Here is a 19,876-nt window from a genome sequence, read left to right on the forward strand (position 1 = left end):
GTGGCCCCGATGACGTGGCGCAGCGCCCTGGTGACCGGCGGTTCCTCCGGCATCGGTGCCGCGCTCGCGCTGGAGCTGGGCTCGATGGGGTGCGAGCCGGTGCTGGTGGGGCGGGACGCCGGACGGCTCGCCGCCGTGGCACGGCGCAGTAGCGGCCGGGCGCTGGTGGCCGATCTGACCGATCCGGCCGGGCTGGACCGGGTGGCCGCGGCCGCCGCCGAAACCGACCTGTTGATCAACAACGCCGGGCTGGGTTGCGCGGCGCCGCTCTCGGCGATGCCGGACGGGCTGGTGGACGAGCTGGTCGCGCTCAACCTCACCGCGCCGTTGCAGCTGACTCGCGCGGCGCTGCCCGGGTTGGCGCGGCGCGGCGGTCAGGTCGGTTTCGTCTCGTCCATCGCCGTGGTGGGCGTGCGGCAGGAGGCGGTGTACGCGGCGACGAAGGCGGGGTTGCGCGCCTTCGCCGCGAGCGTCGCCCACGAAGGCGTGCCGGTCACGACCGTGTTCCCCGGCGTGGTGGACACCCGGTTCTTCGACCGGCGCGGTGCCTACACCCGCCGCCGCCCGCGTCCGGTGCCGCCGGAGCGGGTCGCGCACGTGCTGCTGCGCGCGCTGGCGGAGGGGACCGCGGAGGTGTTCGTGCCGAGCTGGCTGGGCCTCGCCGCCCGCGCTCAGGGCGCGCTGCCGGCGACGTTCCACCGGCTCGCGCGCCGCTTCGGCTGAGGCGGGTCAGGCGGTCGCGCGGCGGGCGAACCGCAGCGTGATGCCCTCACCGTGCAGTTCCCGGCGCAGCCACCAGATGGAGGCGACCGCCGCGACCGCGACCAGGCTGAACGAGCCCGCGGTGCTGGCCAGCAGGAAGTGCCCGATGGTCGCCTGCGCCAGGGCCCACAGCGTGGTGAACCCGTTGATCGTGAACACCAGGGCCCACAGCAGCGACACCCGGCGGAAGAAGAGCTGCACCCTGGCGTTGCCGATCAGCGACGGCGGCAGGATGCAGAAGTCGTCGGCGAGCTTCGCGATGAGCGTCCGCTCGAACAGCAGCGACCCGAGGAACAGCAGCGCTACCAGGAAGTTCTGCAGGCTGGGTTCAAGGAAGTACAGGAACGAGCTGTTCGTCACGAACCCCACGACGGTGCGGACCACCAGCACCCCGGTGGTCAACATCAGCACCAACGGCACCTGCACGCGCAGCGCCAACCGGACCGCGACGGCCCCCAGCCCCCAGACCAGCGCGGCGATGAGACCGCCGGTCAGGCCGGTGAAGGTGAACAGGACGTAGAACAGCACGAGCGGTGCGATGACCGTCTCGCCCAGGTGCTTGGCGGCGTGCCACAGGTGCGATGGGAGCGCGTCGAGGTGCACGACCTGCGATGGCTTCTGCATTCGTATCGGTGTCCGTCGTCGGGGGCGGGAACCCAATCGTAACCGTTCTGTTGCCGAAAACCAGGGGTGCGAGTGAACGCTTTCACCCGTTCAGGGCACGAATTGACTCGCGCAATGAACCCATCGTGGCCAGTACCGCGGTCGGCTCGTAACCGCAATGGGCCATGCAGTTGGCGCACCGCGGGTCCCTGCCCCGCCCGTAGGACTCCCAGTCGGTGTCCTCCAGCAGCTCCCGGTACGTCTCGGCATACCCGTCGCCCATCAGGTAGCAGGGGCGCTGCCAGCCGTAGAGCGAGTACGACGGGATCGCCCACGCGGTGCAGCCGAAGTCGACCTTGCCCTCCAGGAAGTCCAAGAACTTCGGCGAGTGGTTGAACCGCCACTTCTTGCGCCTGCCGTCGGCGAACACCTTCGCGAACAGCTCCCGCGTCTCGGTGACCCCCAAGAAGTGCTCCTGGTCCGGAGCCTTGTCGTAGGCGTACGCGGGCGAGAGCATCATCTGGTCCACGTCGAGCTCGTCGTTGAGGTAGTCGAGCACCTCGATCACGGACGCCGGGGTGTCGGTGCTGAAGAACGTGCTGTTGGTGGTGATCCGGAACCCGCGGCGCTGCGCGTCCTTCACGTTGTCCACGGCCTGCGCGAACACGCCCTCCTTGCACACCGAGGCGTCGTGGCGTTCCTGCAGGCCGTCGATGTGCACGGCCCAGGAGAAGTAGGGCGACGGGCGAAACTTGTCGATCTTGCGCGGCATCAGCAGCGCGTTCGTGCACAGGTACACGAACTTCTTGCGGCGTACGAGTTCGGCGACGAGCACCTCGATCTCGGGGTGCATCAGCGGTTCTCCCCCGGCGATGGATACCACCGGCGCGCCGCACTCCTCGACGGCTGCCAGCGCGCGGTCGACCGGCATCCGCTGCTTGAGCACGCCGGCCGGATGCTGGATCTTGCCGCACCCCGCGCAGGCCAGGTTGCAGGCGAACAGCGGTTCCAGTTCCAGGGTGAGTGCGAACTTCTCCCGTCGTGCGAGCTTCTGCCGCACGAGGTAGGAGCCGACGCGAATGGCCTGCCGCATCGGAATGCCCATGGCCGTACCTCCAGCACGGATCGGTGGATTGACGTTGTGCGAGCGCCGCCCGGCGGCGTCTCACTGGGATGGATCGCGGGGGCCCGGCCGACATCGGCGGTCCGCGGAACCGCTTTCGGCGACCCAATCGGCGAGCACCGGGGCGAGCCGCCGCAAGCGCAGCAGCGCGCGCACCGCTCGGTCGGGCGTGCGGACGTGCACCAGCGGGGTCACGGCGGTGTCGACCACCACCCGGACCACCGCGCGCAGCCGCCGGTCCGCCGCGCGCGCCAGCGCGGCGGACTCCATGTCGACGGCCACCACACCCGTGGTGGCCAGAGCCGCTCTCTCCGGCCCGCTCACCACGTGGTCGGCGCTGCTGATCGGCCCGACGAGCACGGCGAACCCGGCAGCGCGCAGCCGATCTGCCAGCACTCTCGCCCCCGGCAACCGCATCGCGCCCGACTCGTCGCGCACCTCGTCGGCGACCACGACCACTCCGCACGCCGTGGCACCGACCCCGCCGGCCAGCCCGGCGACGGCCAGCGGCCCGTGCCCGTCGAGTCGCGCTGCGGCGAGGGCGCTGCGCCGCGGCCCGAACCCGGTGCGCAGCACGCGCGCGCTCGACGCGCCGCGCAGCGCGAGCGCCTCGCACCGCAGCGGCGCGCACAACCGCACTCGGGCGGTGGCGCTTTCACCGCCGCCGAGTGCCGCCGAACCGGGCCGGGCCATTGCGTTCACCTGCTCACCGCGCCACCGCGCGCTCGTAGCGGCCGAGCGCGGTGAGCGGGAAGATCAGCCGGTACAGGTGGTAGTTGATCAAGAAGTCGCCGGGGAATCCGGTGCCGGTGTAGTGCGGCTCGTCCCACGTGCCGTCCGGGCGCTGCCTGGTGGCCAGGAACTCCACGCCGTTGCGCACGGCCTCCCCGGTGTGCGCGCCCACCGCCAGCAACGCCATCAGCGCCCACCCGGTCTGGGAGGCCGTGGAGGTACCGACGCCGATCCAGCGCGCGTCGGTGTAGGAGCGCATGTCCTCGCCCCAGCCGCCGTCGGAGTTCTGGTGCTGTTCGAGCCAACGCGCCGCACGCCGCAGCGCCGGGTGGCTGGCGGGCAACCCGGCTTCGACCAACGCGGGCACCGCCGCACCCGTTCCGTACAGGTGGTTCGCGCCCCAGCGGCCGAACCACGAGCCGTCCGCCTCCTGGTTCTCCAGCAGCCAGCGCACCCCCGCCCGGACCACCGGGTCGTCGCGATGCCCCAGCGCCGCCAGCGCCTCCACGACGTGCGCGGTGACGTCGGCCGACGGCGGGTCGATGACCTCGCCGAAGTCGCAGAACGGCAGCCGCGTGACGAGCGTGCCGGTGTTGTCGGCGTCGAACGCGCCCCAGCCGCCGTCGCGGGACTGCATGCCGCGGAGCCAGTGCACGCCGCGATCGAGGGCCCGGCGCACCGCGACGGGTTTGGTGTGCTCGACCCGGTTCAGCGCCAGCAGCGCGACGGCGGTGTCGTCGGTGTCCGGGTAGCCGTCGTTCTCGAACTCGAACGCCCACCCGCCCGGAGCGAGGTTCGGCCTGCGCACCGCCCAGTCCCCGGTGACCCGGACCTCCTCGGCGAGCAGGTAGTCCGCGGCGCAGCGCAGCGCCGGGTGGTCGGCGGCCAGCCCCGCGTCGCGCAACGCCTGCACGCTCAGCACCGTGTCCCACACCGGGGACTGGCAGGCCTCCATCCGCCGCACCGGCCCGTCCGGCGTCAGCTCGTGGATGAGGAATCCGTCGAGGCCCGCGAGCCCTTCGCGCAGCACCGGGTGCTCCAGCGGGTAGCCGAGCAGGTGCAGCGCCAGCAGCGAGTACACCCACGGCGGCTGGATGCCGCCCCAGGAACCGTCGGCCTCCTGGCGGGCCACGATCCACTCCGCGGCCCGGCGCATCGACAATTCCCGCAGGTCCTTCACCGGCCGCCGCTGGTAGCGGTGCAGCACGGCGTCGAGCGCGTGGAAGGCGCGGTCCCACGCCCCCGCCGGTCGCGGCGCGCTGCGCCCGGTGCGCAGTTCCGAGACGCTCACGCCCAGTTCGCGGCTGGGGCGCAGGGTGCAGACCACGGTCAGCGGGACGACGGTCTGGCGCGCCCAGCACGCCCAGTCGGCCAGGTTCAGCGGCACCGATTTGCCCAGCAGCACCACTTCCGGCGGCATCGCAGGCAGGTCGTCCCAGGACCACTCGCCGAACAGGGCCAGCCAGATCCGGGTGAACACCCGCGTGCCCTCGATTCCGCCGTGGGCGAGGATCCACGACCGCGCGGTGATCATGTGCTCGGCGTCGGAGGCGTCACCGGCGAGTTTGAGCGCCGTGTACGCCTCCACGGTCGTCGACAGCTCCCCGGGACCGCCGTGGAAGTTCGCCCACGTGCCGTCCTCCCGCTGCTGGGAGCGGATCCAGCGCGCCGCGCGCTCGGTCTCACCGGGAGTCCGGATGCCGAGGAACTGCCGCATCAGCAGGTCTTCGACGTCCATCGTGACGTTGGTCTGCAACTCCCCCTTCCACCAACCGGCGTCGTCCTGCAGCGACAGCAGGTGTTCGCGGGCCGCCAGCAGCGCCGCGTGCGCGCGGACGCCGCCGCCCACGGGCAGGTCGGGAAGGGTCTGCTGCTCGACCCCGGATCGGGTCAGTTGTTCGGTCACCATTGCCTCCGCACGATGAATTCCGCGAGTTCGGTCAGGGCGTCCACCGCGGGACCTGTTCGGCCGCCGGTGTGCAGGTGCGCGTACGCGGCGGTGAGCCTGCGTTCGCATTCGGTCTCGGCCCAGTCCCGCGAGCCGGCCTGCCGCACCAGGTCGGCGGCCAGTTCGGCCCGAGGCCCGGTCAGCGGCTCGGGATCCTGGTAGAGCCCGCGCAGCCGTTCACCCGCCGCGGTTCCGGAGGTGAGGGCATGCACGACGGGCGCGGTCTTCTTGCGCGCCCGCAGGTCGGAGAGCACCGGTTTGCCCGTGGTCGCCGGATCGCCCCACAGGCCCAGCACATCGTCGACGAGCTGGAAGGCCATGCCCAGTTCGCGGCCGAAGGCGTGCAGCCGCGAGACCGTCGCCGCGTCGCCCCCGGCGGTCAGCGCGCCGAGCGCGCAGGCGCAGCCGAGCAGCGCGGCGGTCTTGCCTTCGACCATCCGCAGGCATTCGGCGAGGCCGACGTCGTGGCGCCGCTCGAACCCGAGGTCGGCGGCCTGCCCGACGATGAGGCCACCGGTCGCCGAGCTCAGAATCCGCACCGACTCGGCGGTGTGCGCGATCGGCTCGTCCACCAGCACGTTCGTGCCGAGCGCGAGCAGCGCGTCCCCGGCGAGCAGCGCGGCGGGCCTGCCGAACACGGTCCACGCGGTGGGCCGGTGCCGCCGGGAGGTGTCGTCGTCCATCAGGTCGTCGTGCAGCAGCGAGAAGTTGTGCACCAGCTCGACCGCCGCCGCTGCGCGCACCGTGCCCGGCCCGTCCTCGGCGATCGCTCGCGCGGCGAGGAACACCAGTGCGGGGCGCAGCGCTTTGCCGGTGCGCCCGTCCGGGGTGCCGTCGGCGTGCACCCAGCCGAAGTGGTACTCGCAGACGCGCCGGGTGTGGTCGTCGAGCTCGCCGACCGCGGCGCGCAGCGCCGGCTCCACCTGCTTGCGGGAGGTGGTCAGCACGGTGGGCACTGCAATGGTCATCGGGGTACCTCCACGCCCGCTCGCCGAGCCTGTCCGACGGCCGCCCGCACGACGTGCGCGGCCAGTTCTCCGCTGCGCACAGCGCCTTCGAGGGTGTCCGGCCAGCCGGTGGCGGTCCACGCCCCCGCCAGCGCGAGGCCGGTCGGCCCGCAGCCCGCCGCGGGGCGCAGCGCGCCGGTGCCGGGGGCCTGGCCGAAGGTCGCCCGCGGTTCGCGGGTGACGAAGAAGTCCTCGACCCGAGCCCGCCGCGCCCTGGGCAGCACTTCCTGCAGCGCGGGCAGGAACACGGCGCGCAGCTCATCGGTCCGCCGGTCCAGGTGCTCGTGCGCGGCCGACAGCGAGATGGCGAGGTACTGGCCGTGGCGAGCCCCGGCGATCGAGGTCCGGTCGAACAGCCATTGCACCGGTGAGTCGAGGACGGCGGCCATCGGCTCGGCGAGCACCGGCCGGTCGTAGCGGACGTGCACGTTGACGATCGGCGCGGCCGACAGCCCGCCCCACCGCCGCGCGGCGGGCAGCGGCTGTTCGGCCAGCAGCGCGGTGGCGTGCGAGTGCGGCACGGCGAGCACGACGGAGTCGGCGTTGAGCCCGTCCTGCCCGCCGCGACCGCGGACCGGGACCCGCCAGCCCAGTTCGTCCTGGCGCAGCACGACCGCCTTGGTGCGCAGCAGGACCCGGACTCCGGCGGCTTCCAGCGCCCGGTGCGCGACGGTGCCGTGCAGCTCGCCCAGCGGGCGGCGCGGAATGCCGATGTCGGCGGCGTCCGGGGTGTCGAGCAGGCCCGTGCGGAACACCTTCACCGCCAGCGCCAGCGATGCCCGGTCCGGTGGGGCGTTGAGCGCCGCCACCGACAGCAGTCCCCACAGCGCGTCGACCGCTCTCCCCGTTTCGCCGCGGGACCGCAGCCAGGCGCCGAAGCTGATCTCGTCGAGCGCCGGGTCCGCCGGGTCCAGCGCGCGCAGCGCGATCGCGGTGCGCGCGGCGCGGAGGCGCTCGCCGGGCCCGAGCTCGCCGTAGCCGAGCAGCGCGGGCGCGAGGTGCGCCGGGGCGGGCAGCCGCCGCCGCAGCAGCACGCTCCTCCGCCCGCCGGGGCCGAGCACCGGGATCCGCAGCCTCGGCTGGATGCGGACCCCGTCGGCCGCGCCGATCCTGCGCAGCAGCGCGCGGTAGGCCGTGTAGCAGCGCAGGATCACGTGCTGCCCGGTGTCGACGGCCAGCTCACCGCGCTGGAACGAACCCGCCGCGCCACCGAGGCGGGCGCGGTTCTCCAGCAGCGTCACGTCGAGCCCGTCGTCGGCGCAGCGCAACGCCGCGGTGACCCCGGCAAGGCCGCCGCCGACGACGAGCACGTCGCGGCTCACGGCGCCATCCCCGCCAGCGATCGTGCCGCGACGCCCGCTTTCCGCCACGGCGACAGCGAGGTGCGCGAGCGCATGGCGCGCGCGGGCGCGACGGCGATGGCGTGCAGCACTTCGAGGTAGATCCCGGACATCGACGCGCAGCAGGCGCGGCTGCGCCGGTCGAGCATCGGCAGCAGCGCGAAGCCCTCCCGGTACCACTGCTCGGCCCGGTGCACTTCGAACCGCACGAGCCGGGCGAGCCCGTCCGCGTCGCGCGCGGCCGGTCCGGGTTCGCCGGGGACGAGGTGCACGCCGAAGCGCCGCAGGTCGTCGGTGGGCAGGTAGACGCGCCCGTTGTCGTGGTCCTCGCGGACGTCGCGCAGGATGTTGGTCAACTGCAGCGCCACCCCGAGGGAGTCGGCGCGGCGTTCCGCGAGCGCCCGGTCACCGGTGCCGAACACGCCGAGCGAGAGCCTGCCGATCGATCCGGCGACGCAGCGGCAGTAGTGCAGCAGGTCGGCGAACGTCGTGTACTCGGCGCCGCGCACGTCCGCCTCGCAGCCGTCGATCAGTTCGTCGAACGCGGGCATCGGCAGCGCGAGCCGCGACTCGGCGTCGGCCAGCGCCACGAGGACCGGGTCCGCGGAGCGCGGGCTCGCGTCGTGCAGCGCGGCGCGGGCTTCGGCGAGCAGGCGCAGCTTCTCCGGAGCGGGCAGTTCCCCGTCGCCGATGTCGTCGACGCGGCGGGCGAACGCGTACACCGCGGACAGCGCTCGGCGCTTCGGTCCCGGCAGCAGCCGGATCCCGTAGGAGAAGTTGCGGGCGCGGGTGCGGGTGATGCGCTCGCATTCCCGGTAGGCCTCCTGCACCGAGGTGTTCACCAGGAGCCTCCTGACAGCAGCAGGCGCGCGCCTTCGGCGGCGGTGCGCGCGCGAGCAGGGGTGACGTCACCGCTGACCGGGTCGAACCGGGCGGCGGCCAGCGCGCGGGCGGTGGCTCGTCCGCCTGCCACGTACCCGGCGACGGCGAGCCGCGCGAACAACGGCAACCGCCCCACCAGCAGCGCGCCGGAGTCGAGCAACCGGCGGGCTCGGGTGACCTGGAAGCGCAGCAGCGCTCGCCAGTGCTCGGGCGCGCGGCCGGTTTCGAGCTCGTCGAGCCGGCACCCGTAGTGGCGCAGGTCCGCTTCCGGCAGGTAGGCGCGGCCTTGGCGGTGGTCTTCGAGGACGTCCTGGCAGTGCTCCAGGATCTGCAGGGCCGTGCAGATGCGGTCCGAGAGCGCTACCAGTTCGGGCCGCGCGCAGCCGAAGACGTGCAGGACGGACTCGCCGACGGGATTGGCCGACAGCGCGCAGTAGTCGACGAGTTCGGTGAACGTGCGGTACCGGCGCACGTGCTGGTCGCGGCGGTTGGCGTCGATCAGCCGTACCAGGACGTCCTGCGGGATTCCGCACTCGTGGACGGTGATGGCCAGCGCCCGCAGCAGCGGCAGTCGCGGGGTGCCCCGGTAGGCGTGGCGGAGGTCGGCTTCGAGGTGGTCCAGGAGGATCTCGCGGTTGCCGGGTGCTTCGTCGCCCGCGTAGTCGACCAGGCGGAAGTACCCGTAGAGCGCCATCAGGTGCGTGCGCGGCCCGCTGGGCAGCACGCGCGCCGCGACGGGGAAGTTCTCGCTTCCCGCTCGAGCGAGCACGGCCGCGGTGTCGGGGAGCTGTGCGGTGAAGTCCGCACCCCGCGCGGTCGTGCGCTCGCGGGCAGGGCGCCCGCGAGCCCGAGAAATGTCCACTGTGGCCCTCTCCCGCCTACGACCAGGGATGGTCCGGCCAGCGTAGGACCGCTGCTGAGCCGGACGCAGGCCGAAGCAACCCCTTCGAGTGGTGAGGGGAATTCACGTCCGACGACGGAGTCCACTGTGGACTGAATATGGAATGCAGGAGTCTCGCAACCGGGTTTCGCGCCGCCGGGCGCATCCCGCCGCGGCCGATGCCCGCGGGCCGCGCCGGTGGTGTCGTGACCGGGAGTCACTTCGGACGTGGCGCAGACGGTGGATTCACCGCCACCGGGGCATCCGGGACGGCGTCCCCTCACCACGAGCGACCGGTCCCGCACCAAGACGGATGAACCCGGTGGCCGGGAGACTTCGTGCGGGAACAAACGAGAGCGCGTTGATCGTTGTCCCCCGGGGGCCGTGACCGGCCCGCAGCGCCGACAGGAGGAGCAACAGTGGAGTACCGCCAGCTGGGACGATCCGGACTGCGAATCTCGACGCTGACCCTGGGGACGATGACCTTCGGCGGCGAGGGGAGGTTCGGCGACCTGGGCAACACCGACGTCGACGGCGCCAAGCGGCAGATCGACATGTGCCTGGACGCCGGGGTGAACCTGATCGACACGGCGAACATGTACTCGACCGGGCTCGCGGAGGAGATCGTCGGCCAGGCGATCGCGGGCAAGCGCGACGACGTGCTGCTGTCCACGAAGGTGCGGTTCCCGATGGGCGACGGGCCCAACGACGCCGGGCTCTCGCGCCACCACATCATCAACCAGGCCGAGGCGAGCCTGCGCCGGCTCGACACCGACCACATCGACCTCTACCACGTCCACGAGTGGGACGGCCAGACTCCGCTGGAGGAGACGCTCGAAGCGCTGGACACGCTGGTGCGGTCCGGCAAGGTGCGCTACCTCGGGGTGTCGAACTACGCGGGCTGGCAGCTGGTCAAGGCGCTCGGCGTCGCCGATCGGCACGGCTACCAGCGGTTCGTGGCAAACCAGATCTACTACTCGCTGGAGAGCCGCGACGCCGAGTACGAGCTGATCCCCGCTTCGATCGACCAGGGCTTGGGCGTGCTGGTGTGGAGCCCGCTCGCGGGCGGGCTGCTGTCCGGCAAGTACCGCCGCGGCCAGCAGGCCACCGAGGGCAGGCACACCGCCGAGGAGTGGAACGAGCCGCCGGTCCGCGACGTGGACAAGCTCTACGACACCATCGAGGCCGTGGTGGACATCGCGGCGTCGCACGGCGTCTCGGCCGCCCAGATCTCGCTGGCGTACCTGCTGCGCAAGCCGGGGGTGACCTCGCTGGTGGTGGGCGCGCGCAAGGACGAGCAGCTGCGGGACAACCTCGCCGCGGCCGAGGTGCAGCTCAGCGACGAGGAGTTCGAGCAGCTGGAGAAGATCAGCGCGCCGTGGCTGATCTACCCGCACTGGCACCAGTCGGCGGCGGCGACCGACCGGCTCAGCCAGGCCGATCGGGCGCTGCACGGCTGACTGCCGCCCCGTCGGCCGACCCGCGCTGCGGGCACGGCCGACGGGGTCCGGTCCCGGGCGCGTTCGGGGTGGTCAGGCGGGCGTGTGCTCCCAGGAATCCGCCTTGAGCAGGGCGCCGAGCCTGCGGACCGCGCGGTACTGCAGCGCCCGCACCGCCGGACCGTCGCGTCCCATCCGCGCCGCCGTCTGCTCGACGCTCAGCCCGAGCGCGAAGCGCAGCACCAGGCAGCGGTGCTGATCGTCGCTGAGGTCGCCGGCCCGCGACCACAACCGGTCGGCCATCAGCCGGTCCAGCACCCGGTCCTCCAGCGTGTCGGTGCCGCACCGGTTCGGGTCGAAGTCACCGGTCACGACCTCGCGCCGATGCCGCGCCGATTTCACGTGGTCCAGCAGCAGGTGCCGGGCGATGGTGACGAACCAGGCGCCGGGGTCGTTGCTGCCGCGGCGCACGGTGGCGATGCTGTGCAGCGCGCGGGCGAAGGTCTCGTGCACCAGGTCCTCGACGGTGGAGAAGTCGGTGATCCGGGCGCACAGGAAGTTCCCGACCAGGTGCCGGTACCGCTCGTAGAGCCTGCCGAACGCCACGGTGTCGCCGCGCTGGGCGTCCTCGACCAGCTCCCACGCCGCGTCGCCGGAGAGCGCCTCCGGTTCGCGCATCGTGGCGGTCATGTCGCCCTCCCGGCGAGCTGGTCGGCCACCGGCGGCGCCGGTGCCCGGTTCGGTGCCGCCGACCGGATCTCCGCGGCCGGAATTCCGGTCGGCGCCGGTGACAACCGCGCCCCGGTGCGCCACCGGTCGCGGAGGATGGCGGCCACCGCGAGCGGTGTGTACTGCAGCGGCCACGGCAGCACCCGGATCGCGCCGCCGACGATCCGCCCGAAGCGGCGGAGCCTGCGTTCCTCGACCGCGCTCCAGCGGATTCCCAGCCGGTCCCGCAGTTCAAGCGGCAGCCCGCCGACGGTGGTCAGCCGCATGAGCTTCCCTGCCGGACGCGCGAAAAGCCCCCACAGCGGCAGCGGAATCCACCGCGACGGCGGGGCCGGTCCGGCCAGTTCGGCCAGCACGTCCCCGGTCGATTCCGTCGCTTCCAGGCGGTCGCGGACGATCCGGTCGAACCAGCCCTGCGCGGCGGCCCAATCGGCGGGCATGTGGTGGTCCTTGATGTGCAGCACGCGCCCGATCTCGCGGAACTCCTGCCACATCCGCTCGGTCTCATCGGCGGTCATGGGGTCGCCGAAGACGCGCGCCGTGTCGACCATGAACCGGGCGAGCGTGAAGTGCACCCACGCGTAGGCCTCGGGGTTGAGGGCGTGGTAGCGGCGCCCTTGACCGTCGACGCCCTTGATGTCCTTGTGCAGCTCCCGCAACCGGTCGCCCGCGTGCGCCGGGCCGGGCCGCATGCCGTAGATGAACCGCATGGTCGAGAGGTGGGTGCGCACCGCGCGGCGCCAGGGCCTGGCCTTGAACTCGGAGTGCTGCAGAACGCCCGCGCCCACCACGGGATGCGCCACTTGCAGCAGAAGTCCCGTGCCCGCCAGGAACAAGCCGGAGAGATGGCCGAACCTGCGCCACGTCACCGAGTCCGCTCCGAGTGGTCGTCGGTTGTAGACGTCGTTCATTGCGCGCCTCCACGATCGACGGTGATCCGGGGAAGGGTCGGCGCACCGGGCATCCGAGCAATCCGACGTCAGGTTCATCCGCCCGATGCGATGCGAATTACGATTAACATAAGCACCCCTGGCGAAGACCGTCAAGAACGTTAGCGCCCGCACTGGCAGGCAAAGCGCACGCGTGTAAAGTCGCCCCCGCGACCGCGCCGCGAGCAACGGAGGTATCACTCATGGCATCTCCGGGCACCCGCAGCGGCAGGTCCGGGAACAGCAGGACGGGAGCCGGTTCGTCACGACTGCGCACCGACGACCGCCGGGCGCAGATCTCGGCCATCGCCGCCGAGCTGTTCAGCGAACGCGGCTACCACGGCGTCGGACTCGGCGAGATCGCCTCGGCCGCCGGGATCACCGGGCCCGCGATCTACCGGCACTTCCCCAACAAGCAGGGGATTCTGGCGCACGCGGCCCGCGAATTCGCCGCCGCGCTCAGCTCCTGCGCGCAGGAGGCCGACGCCGAACCCGGCAGCGACGAGGCCAAGCTCGACTCCGCCGTGCGCGCGGTCGCCGCGCTCGTCGTGCGCCGCCGCGGCAGCATCCGGCTCTACCAGTGGGAAGCCCGGCACCTCGACGACGAGGACCGCGCTCAGCTGACGAGTTCGCTGCGCACGCTGATCGCGGTGGTCGCCCACCGGCTCGGGGCGGTGCGCCCGGAACTGCCGGAGGCGACGGCGGGACTGCTGGCCTCCGCCGCGCTCAGCGGCATCGCCAGCTGGTCCACGCACCGGGTCGCGCTCAGCGACCGGGCGGCGGAGGAGACGTTGCGCTCCGCGGCATCGGTCGTGCTGGCGGCGGATCCGCCGCCGGCACCGGACACCACGGCCGCCCCGGGCAGCCCGCCCGTGTCCGCACTGGCGGCTCGCCGGGAGAAGCTGCTCGCCGCCTCCGTGCCCCTGTTCCGCAAGCAGGGCTTCCACGCGGTCAGCATGGAGGAGATCGGGACCGCGGCCGGGATCAACGCCTCCAGCGTCTACCGGCACTTCACCGGCAAGGCCGACCTGCTGGCCGCCGTGTACTACCGGGCCGCCGACCGGCTGGCGGTGGCCACCGGCCGGGCCGTGGACGACGCGGGCGATGCGGTGACCGCACTGCGCGGACTGGTCGGCGCCTACGTCGATTTCGCCTTCGGCAACCGGGATCTGCTCGCGATCTACCTTTCGGAGTACCGGAACCTGCCCACCGACGACCGGCACGCGCTGCGACGAGCGCAGCGCGACCACATCCGGCAGTGGGTGACGCTGACCGGCCAGGTGCGCCCGGACGCGCGCCACCCGCAGGTGACCGTGCAGGCCGCGCTGAACGTGATCAACGACCTGGCGATGCCGAGCACTCCGCTGGCCGCTCCCGGGCAAGCCACCCACCTGGCCTTGGACGTCCTGCACTTCGCCTGATCTTCCGCCCCGCCCTGCTCGGCACCTCTGACGCCGAATCGTTGTGAAGCGATAATCGCCTGATTCGGCTCCGGCGAACGCACTGAAACCCGGTTGAATCGGCACTTTTAGGCTGGTCAAGGGTTCACTGCTTGCCACTAAGTTAATCGCGATTTACAGTTCTCGCAGGCGGCGGCCGTCCAGCGGACGGTCGCCGCCGACCACTCCCCGAGGGACTACGTCCGGCCCCGCGCAGGCCATCCCGGAAGGAAACGACATCCATGCCTCGAGTCCTCAGCGACGAGCGACGCGACTTCGTCCAGGCGATCGCCGAGTTCTGCCGCCGCGAGTGCGGAACCAAGCAGCAGCGCGACGAGCTCACCGGCGGCGGTGAGCACCCGCACAACCAGGAGCTCTACGGCAAGATGGCCGAGCTGGGCTGGCTCGGCGCGTACATCCCGGAGGAGTACGGCGGCGCGGGCCTCGGCATGACCGAGCTGTGCCTGTTCCTGGAGGAGACCGCCTACGGCCGCGCGCCGATCGGCGGCTTCGCGACCACCATCATCTCCGCCGCGGCCTACGCGAAGTTCGGCTCACCGGAGCAGAAGCGCACCGTGCTCGAAGGAGTCGTCGCCGGCCGCCTCGAAGCGGTGTCCATGTCCGAGCCGGGAGCGGGCTCCGACGTCGGCGCGCTCACCTGCAAGGCCGAGCGGCGCGACGGCGGCTGGGTGATCAACGGGCAGAAGACGTGGTGTTCCAACGCGCACATCTCCGACCACATCCTGCTCACCGCGCGCACCACGCCCGGCGGCACCAAGCACGAAGGGCTCACCCAGTTCATGGTGCCGACCGGCACCCCCGGCCTGGAGATCCGCGGCATCGACACGATGGGCGGGCGCGAGGTCAACGACCTGTACTTCACCGACTGCTTCCTGCCCGAGGACGCCGTCGTCGGCACCGTCGACCAGGGCTGGAAGCAGCTCATGGCGGGGCTCAACCTGGAGCGGATGATCCTCGCCGCACTGATGCTGGGCACCGCGCGCCGCGCCTTCGACGACACCGTCGCCTACGTGAAGGAACGCGAGCAGTTCGGCAGGCCCATCGGCAGCTTCCAGGCGCTGCGGCACCGGATCGCCGACATGGCAACGGAACTGGAGTGCGCCCGGCTGCTGCTCGACGACGTGGCCCGGCAGATCGACGCCGACCCGGAACGCACCTTCCCGCGCGAGGCGTCGATGGCGAAGCTCAAGTGCACGGAGCTCGCCAAGCACGTGTCGCTGGAAGGCATGCAGATGCTCGGCGGATACGGCTACGCCACCGAGTACGGCATGGAAGCGCTGCTGCGGGAAACGGTGGTGTCCACCGTGTACGGCGGCACCAGCGAGATCCAGCGCGACATCATCGGCAAGACCTACGGGCTGTGAAGGAAGGGCTCGACCATGACCGAGACGACGACGTCCACGGCCACGACCTCGGAGCGGCTGCGCTCCACCAACCCCGCCGACGGCACCCTCGTCGCCGAGTTCGACGTGGACGGCCCGCAGCAGGTGGCCGCGGCCGTCGGCCGGGCACGTGAGGCCGCCACCTGGTGGAGCGGGCTGAGCTTCCGGGACCGCGAGCGGCACCTGCTGCGGTGGGCGGCGCACCTGACCCGGCACGCCGAAGAGCTCTCGGAGCTCACCCGCTCCGAGAACGGCAAGCCGAACGACGACGCCTACCTGGAGCTGACGCTCACCTTGGAGCACATCCGGTGGGCCGCGAAGAACGCTCGCTCCGTGCTCCGGTCCCGCTCGGTGTCGCCGGGACTGCTGATGGCCAACCAGTCGGCGCGGATCGAGCAACGCCCGCTGGGCGTGGTCGGCGTGATCGGGCCGTGGAACTACCCGCTGTTCACGCCCAACGGCTCCATCGCCTACGCGCTGGCCGCGGGCAACACCGTGGTGTTCAAGCCCAGCGAGCACACCCCCGCTGTGGGGAAGTTCTACGCCGACGCGTTCGCCGCGGCGAACCCCGAGGCACCGCCGGGAGTGCTCGGCGTGATCCAGGGCGACGGCGCGACCGGCGCCGCGCTGTGCCGGTCCGGGGTGGACAAGCTCGCGTTCACCGGCTCCACCGCCACCGGCAAGAAGATCATGGCCTCGTGCGCCGAGTCGCTGACTCCGGTGCTGGTGGAGTGCGGCGGCAAGGACGCGCTGATCGTCGCCGCGGACGCCGACGTGCGCGCCGCCGCCGACGCCGCGGTGTGGGGCGCGATGTCCAACAGCGGGCAGACCTGCGTCGGGGTGGAGCGGATCTACGTGGTCCGCTCCGTGCGGGAGCAGTTCCTGGCGGAGGTGGAGCGCAGGCTCCGCCGGGTGCGCGCGGGCACCGACTACGGGCCGATGACCGTGCCGTCCCAGGTCGACATCGTGCGCGGGCACGTCGAGGACGCGCTGGCGCACGGCGCCACGGCCGTCGTCGGCGGCGCCGAGTCGGTGCGCGCGCCGTACGTGGACCCGGTGCTGCTCGTCGACGTGGACGAGGATTCCGCGGCAGTGCGCGAAGAAACGTTCGGGCCGACGATGACGGTGCGCACCGTGGAGTCCGCGGACGAGGCGGTGCGGCTGACCAACGCCACCGAGTACGGCTTGGCGGCCACGGTGTTCTCCCGCAAGCACGGCACGGACATCGCGCGGCGCATCCGGGCCGGGGCGACCTCGATCAACTCGGTGCTCGGGTTCGCGGGCGTATCGGCGCTGCCGTTCGGCGGCGTCGGCGACTCCGGCTTCGGCCGCATCCACGGCGCGGAGGGGATGTTGGAGTTCAGCCGCTCGCATTCGCTGACCCGGCAGCGCTTCGCGCTGCCCGGCATGGCGCTGATGAGCTTCGACCGCACCGCCTCGACGATGCGCACGATCAAGCGCATCGTCACCTACCGCCACGGCCGCGCCAAGTAGCCCGGCGCCACCTCCCGAAGTGAACGGACCGTTCGACCAAGGGGATTGGGCAGACGGTCCGTTCACTCCATCCGACCTACCACCGCCGGTCGAGTCGCACCGCCGCGAAGCGAGTGAACGGACCGTTCGACCAACGAGATTGGGCGAACGGTCCGCTCACTCGACGAAGCCTCCTCACCAGGAGCACGACCGCGCCGATCTGGACGGGGTGAACGGACCCTTCGTCCAACCGGATTGGACAAGCGGTCCGTTCACCCCAACCGAATCGCTCCTCAAGGCCGGGCGTGTCGGCTTCGGCCACGCAGTGAACGGACCGTTCGTCCAACGGGATTGGACAAGCGGTCCGTTCACTCCATCCGAACCCGCTCACCGCACGGTCGGATTCGGGCGAAGCAACGTGAGTGAACGGACCCTTCGTCCAACGGGATTGGGTAAACGGTCCGTTCACTCGACGAAGCCGCCTCGCCAGGAGTGCGACCGCGCGGGGCGGGACGGGGTGAACGGACCGTTCGTCCAACGGGATTGGGCGAACGGTCCGTTCACTTGGTGGGGTCAGGTCGGTCGGGCCACCACGTAGTCCTCTTGGAGGGGGTCGCCGTCGAGGTAGCGGCGGACGGAGTCCTGGATTCCCGCGGCGTAGCGCTGCTGGGCTTCCAGGGTGGTGCCGGAGACGTGCGGTGTGAGCGCGTGGCCGGGCATGGTCCGCCAGGGGTGGTCCGGCGGCGCGGGCTGCGGGTACCAGACGTCGCCGGCGTAGCCGCCGAGGTGGCCGCTTTCGAGCACTTCCACCAGCGCATCGGTGTCCACGATCTGACCGCGGGCGATGTTCACCAGCCACGAGCCGGGCCGCATGGCCCGCAACCGCCGCTCGTCGAACAGTCCCTTCGTCTCCGCAGTCAGCGGGCAGGACAGCACGATCGCGTCGGACTGCGCGACCAGATCGTCGAGGTGCTTGAACCGGGCGCCGAACACGGCCTCGTCGGTGCTGCCGCGTCGATGCCTGGTGTTGTAGAGGACCTTCACGTCGAATCCCCGGAGCCGCAGCGCGATGCGCTGCCCGATCTGGCCCATGCCGACGATGCCGATCGTCTTGTCCTCGATGTCGTGGGAGCGCGCCGCGATGTCGGCGATGTCCCACCTGCCGTCCACCACCTGCTGGTACGCCGGGAGGTAGTTGCGCACCAGGGCGAGCAGCTGCATCACGGCGTGCTCGGCCACGCTGACCACGTTGCTGCCGGTGACCTCGGCGACGGTGATGCCGAGTTCGGCTGCCGCCTCGGCGTCGACGTGGTCGGAGCCGACCCCGGCGGTCAGGACCAGTTCGAGGCGTTCCGCGCGGCGCAGGTCGTCCGCGGTCAGGTACGTCGGCCAGAACGGGGTCGTGATGAACACGTGCGCGTCGGCGAGGTGGTCGCGCAGCGCGCGGTCGCGGTCGCTGAGGACGACGAGTTCGTGCCCCTCGGACTCCAGCAGCTTCGCCAGGCCCAGCGCTCCCTCGGTGCTGCCGAGCAGCTCCAGGCCGGAGTGGTCGACGTGCTGTTCAGCAGGTCCGGGGTAGAGCACGGCAACGAATTTCACGGCCGCCTCCTTCGGAGTCGATGCCATCGCCTCCCCCGGCTACCCGCACCTCGCCGATCGACACCGGCCCGCTCCGCAGCGGGTCTTCGTCGTGCGCGCCAGGATTGATTTCACTCGACACTGAAGCAATTTGGAGAACCGACCACTCGGAGCGCGCAGCACCTCACCGGTCGGAGCGGAACCTCAGCGGGCCCTCCGCGGGGACGGGTGGCTCACTCGCGTCGATCTCGTCGCGAGGAAGCCGCTGAGGTTCCGCGGCTCACCGGTCAGGGGCTCAGCCGGTGACGGCTCCGATGAACGACGCCGCGGGCGGGAGCTGCGGGAGCAGGGTGGCCTGGTAGGCGTGGTACAGGTCGGGCTTGCCCTCCCAGACCGTCGCGGCGGGACGGTTGCGCTCGTCCAGCTCGTGGCGCCAGGAGCCGAGTTCGCGGTCCACGAAGTGGCTCTCGGCGTGCTCGGCCCAGGTGGCGAACCAGCGGGCGTACTGCTCATCACCGGTCGCCTGGTGTAACGCCCACGCGGTGGCCAGGGATTCGGCGATGACCCAGTGCAGGCGGTTGCGCACGACGGGGGCGCCGTCGAAGTCAGTCGTGTAGACGAAGCCTTCCGCGCCGTCCACGTTCCAGCCGTCGCGCACCGCGGTGGCGAACAGCTCCCGCGCGTCGTCGAGCAGCCAGCCAGGAGCCTCGTCGCCCAGCGCGTGCCGGACGTGCAGCGCCAGCCGGGACCACTCCAGCAGGTGCCCGATGGTCACCCCGTACGGGCGGAACTGGTCGGCGGGCTTGTCCAGGTTGTAGTCGAGCAGCACGTTCCAGCCCGGGTCGAAGTGCTCGGGCAGCCGCCAGTCGTGCTCGCGGGCGAAGCCGTGCACCACGTTCGCCACGATGCGGGCGGCGCGGTCGGACCAGCGGCGGTCGCCGGTCACGTCGGCGGCGGCCAGCAGGGCCTCCACGGTGTGCATGTTGGCGTTGACGCCCCGGTAGGGCTCCAGCTCGCTCCAGGTGCGGTCCCAGGAGTCGGCGACGAGGCCGAATTCCTCCTGCCAGAAGCGGGAATCGAACACCTCCAGCGCTTCGTCGAGCAGGGCGCGTCCGCCGTCGGCGCCGATCGCGGCGGCGCTGGCGGCGGCGAGCAGGACGAAGGCGTGCTCGTAGGCGCCCTTGTGGTCCGCGACCGGCCCGGCCGCGGTGGCCGAGGCGAACCAGCCGCCGTTGTCGTCGTCGTGCAGCAGGCCGCGCAGCGCGGTGACGCCGTGTTCGACCCCCGGGCGCAGCTCGTCCCGCCCCTGCGCGACGGCGAGCGCGAGGACGTGCGTGGTCCGGCAGGTGATCCACGTTTCCACCGGCCGCTCCGGCACCGGCGCACCGGCGGAGTCCAGCCAGGCGAAACCACCGTCCGGGTGCGCCGCGTCCCCGGCGAACGCGAGTACCCGGTCCGGCTCGGCACGCACCCACTGCGGCACGAACGCCTGCGATTGCTTAGTCACGACGTCTACCTTCCGACGATTCGGGCGCGCTGCCCGCCCTCCGTCCGGCCAGGGCGGCCGGCGGTCCGGTCGACCAGCTTTGCACAGGGAATCGCCGCGGCA

Annotated in this window: 17 protein-coding genes; 5 read left to right on the plus strand and 12 right to left on the minus strand. The window is 71.9% G+C overall.

What is annotated here, in order from left to right; all coding sequences use genetic code 11:
- The first annotated feature begins 9 nt into the window (after positions 1 to 9).
- Positions 10 to 723 carry an SDR family NAD(P)-dependent oxidoreductase gene (locus tag ACWD38_RS02010; protein WP_184478879.1) on the plus strand — a complete coding sequence of 238 codons (714 nt, stop codon included), beginning with the start codon at positions 10 to 12 and terminating at the stop codon, positions 721 to 723.
- Positions 724 to 729: 6 nt separating this feature from the next.
- Here the strand turns inward: ACWD38_RS02010 and ACWD38_RS02015 are convergent, their stop codons facing one another.
- The 8 genes from ACWD38_RS02015 to hpnC form a co-directional block, all read right to left on the minus strand.
- The gene (locus ACWD38_RS02015; RefSeq protein ID WP_221315781.1) at positions 730 to 1,386 is read right to left on the minus strand and encodes a VC0807 family protein; all 657 of its coding nucleotides are present in this window, start codon (positions 1,384 to 1,386) and stop codon (positions 730 to 732) included.
- An 82-nt stretch (positions 1,387 to 1,468) separates the two neighbouring features.
- On the minus strand, positions 1,469 to 2,470 hold the full coding sequence (gene hpnH / locus ACWD38_RS02020; RefSeq protein WP_450123125.1) for an adenosyl-hopene transferase HpnH: 1,002 nt from the start codon (positions 2,468 to 2,470) through the stop codon (positions 1,469 to 1,471).
- Positions 2,471 to 2,530: 60 nt separating this feature from the next.
- Positions 2,531 to 3,190 carry a hypothetical protein gene (locus ACWD38_RS02025; RefSeq protein ID WP_450123126.1) on the minus strand — a complete coding sequence of 220 codons (660 nt, stop codon included), beginning with the start codon at positions 3,188 to 3,190 and terminating at the stop codon, positions 2,531 to 2,533.
- A 4-nt stretch (positions 3,191 to 3,194) separates the two neighbouring features.
- The gene (gene shc / locus ACWD38_RS02030) at positions 3,195 to 5,069 is read right to left on the minus strand and encodes a squalene--hopene cyclase (RefSeq protein WP_450123195.1); all 1,875 of its coding nucleotides are present in this window, start codon (positions 5,067 to 5,069) and stop codon (positions 3,195 to 3,197) included.
- A gap of 53 nt (positions 5,070 to 5,122) precedes the next feature.
- Positions 5,123 to 6,136 carry a polyprenyl synthetase family protein gene (locus ACWD38_RS02035; protein WP_450123127.1) on the minus strand — a complete coding sequence of 338 codons (1,014 nt, stop codon included), beginning with the start codon at positions 6,134 to 6,136 and terminating at the stop codon, positions 5,123 to 5,125.
- Positions 6,133 to 7,497: a hydroxysqualene dehydroxylase HpnE gene (hpnE, locus tag ACWD38_RS02040; protein WP_450123128.1), complete on the minus strand. Its 1,365-nt coding sequence runs from the start codon at positions 7,495 to 7,497 to the stop codon at positions 6,133 to 6,135. The genes ACWD38_RS02035 and hpnE overlap by 4 nt, the downstream gene beginning before the upstream one ends.
- Complete coding sequence (locus tag ACWD38_RS02045; RefSeq protein WP_221316388.1) at positions 7,494 to 8,360, minus strand: phytoene/squalene synthase family protein; 867 nt, start codon at positions 8,358 to 8,360, stop codon at positions 7,494 to 7,496. Before ACWD38_RS02045 ends, hpnE begins: the two co-directional genes overlap by 4 nt.
- Complete coding sequence (gene hpnC, locus ACWD38_RS02050; protein ID WP_343071339.1) at positions 8,354 to 9,166, minus strand: squalene synthase HpnC; 813 nt, start codon at positions 9,164 to 9,166, stop codon at positions 8,354 to 8,356. The genes ACWD38_RS02045 and hpnC overlap by 7 nt, the downstream gene beginning before the upstream one ends.
- 530 nt (positions 9,167 to 9,696) lie before the next feature.
- On the opposite strand from hpnC, the gene ACWD38_RS02055 reads away from it, so the two are divergent.
- Positions 9,697 to 10,737 (plus strand): aldo/keto reductase, encoded by a 1,041-nt coding sequence (locus tag ACWD38_RS02055; protein WP_184478873.1) that lies wholly within the window; start codon positions 9,697 to 9,699, stop codon positions 10,735 to 10,737.
- 72 nt (positions 10,738 to 10,809) lie between these two features.
- On the opposite strand, the gene ACWD38_RS02060 is transcribed toward ACWD38_RS02055, so the two are convergent.
- On the minus strand, positions 10,810 to 11,406 hold the full coding sequence (locus ACWD38_RS02060; RefSeq protein WP_184478872.1) for a sigma-70 family RNA polymerase sigma factor: 597 nt from the start codon (positions 11,404 to 11,406) through the stop codon (positions 10,810 to 10,812).
- Positions 11,403 to 12,356 (minus strand): oxygenase MpaB family protein, encoded by a 954-nt coding sequence (locus tag ACWD38_RS02065; protein ID WP_450123129.1) that lies wholly within the window; start codon positions 12,354 to 12,356, stop codon positions 11,403 to 11,405. The genes ACWD38_RS02060 and ACWD38_RS02065 overlap by 4 nt, the downstream gene beginning before the upstream one ends.
- Positions 12,357 to 12,577: 221 nt before the next feature.
- Here ACWD38_RS02065 and ACWD38_RS02070 point away from each other — a divergent pair, with 221 nt between their 5' ends.
- The 3 genes from ACWD38_RS02070 (at position 12,578) to ACWD38_RS02080 (ending at position 16,710) form a co-directional block, all read left to right on the plus strand.
- On the plus strand, positions 12,578 to 13,795 hold the full coding sequence (locus tag ACWD38_RS02070; protein WP_450123130.1) for a TetR/AcrR family transcriptional regulator: 1,218 nt from the start codon (positions 12,578 to 12,580) through the stop codon (positions 13,793 to 13,795).
- A gap of 260 nt (positions 13,796 to 14,055) precedes the next feature.
- Positions 14,056 to 15,198, plus strand: a complete 1,143-nt coding sequence (locus ACWD38_RS02075; RefSeq protein ID WP_450123131.1) for an acyl-CoA dehydrogenase family protein — start codon at positions 14,056 to 14,058, stop codon at positions 15,196 to 15,198.
- Between the two features lie 15 nt (positions 15,199 to 15,213).
- Positions 15,214 to 16,710 (plus strand): aldehyde dehydrogenase family protein, encoded by a 1,497-nt coding sequence (locus tag ACWD38_RS02080; protein WP_450123132.1) that lies wholly within the window; start codon positions 15,214 to 15,216, stop codon positions 16,708 to 16,710.
- Positions 16,711 to 17,262: 552 nt separating this feature from the next.
- Here the strand turns inward: ACWD38_RS02080 and ACWD38_RS02085 are convergent.
- Positions 17,263 to 18,288, minus strand: coding sequence for an NAD-dependent formate dehydrogenase (locus ACWD38_RS02085; protein WP_221315780.1), 1,026 nt, complete (start codon positions 18,286 to 18,288; stop codon positions 17,263 to 17,265).
- A gap of 274 nt (positions 18,289 to 18,562) precedes the next feature.
- Entirely contained in the window at positions 18,563 to 19,774 is a 1,212-nt protein-coding gene (locus tag ACWD38_RS02090; protein ID WP_450123133.1) for an AGE family epimerase/isomerase, read from the minus strand.
- Between the last annotated feature and the right edge of the window lie 102 nt (positions 19,775 to 19,876).

The organism is Saccharopolyspora sp. NPDC002578 (assembly GCF_053592695.1).

Excerpts from the sequence above, each read along its gene's own strand:
- ACWD38_RS02075 (WP_450123131.1), top strand. The coding sequence starts at position 14,056 with ATGCCTCGAGTCCTCAGCGACGAGCGACGCGACTTCGTCCAGGCGATC.
- ACWD38_RS02065 (WP_450123129.1), bottom strand. The coding sequence starts at position 12,356 with ATGAACGACGTCTACAACCGACGACCACTCGGAGCGGACTCGGTGACG.
- ACWD38_RS02070 (WP_450123130.1), top strand. The coding sequence starts at position 12,578 with ATGGCATCTCCGGGCACCCGCAGCGGCAGGTCCGGGAACAGCAGGACG.
- ACWD38_RS02080 (WP_450123132.1), top strand. The coding sequence starts at position 15,214 with ATGACCGAGACGACGACGTCCACGGCCACGACCTCGGAGCGGCTGCGC.
- ACWD38_RS02015 (WP_221315781.1), bottom strand. The coding sequence starts at position 1,386 with ATGCAGAAGCCATCGCAGGTCGTGCACCTCGACGCGCTCCCATCGCAC.
- ACWD38_RS02010 (WP_184478879.1), top strand. The coding sequence starts at position 10 with ATGACGTGGCGCAGCGCCCTGGTGACCGGCGGTTCCTCCGGCATCGGT.
- ACWD38_RS02035 (WP_450123127.1), bottom strand. The coding sequence starts at position 6,136 with ATGACCATTGCAGTGCCCACCGTGCTGACCACCTCCCGCAAGCAGGTG.
- ACWD38_RS02060 (WP_184478872.1), bottom strand. The coding sequence starts at position 11,406 with ATGACCGCCACGATGCGCGAACCGGAGGCGCTCTCCGGCGACGCGGCG.
- hpnH (WP_450123125.1), bottom strand. The coding sequence starts at position 2,470 with ATGGGCATTCCGATGCGGCAGGCCATTCGCGTCGGCTCCTACCTCGTG.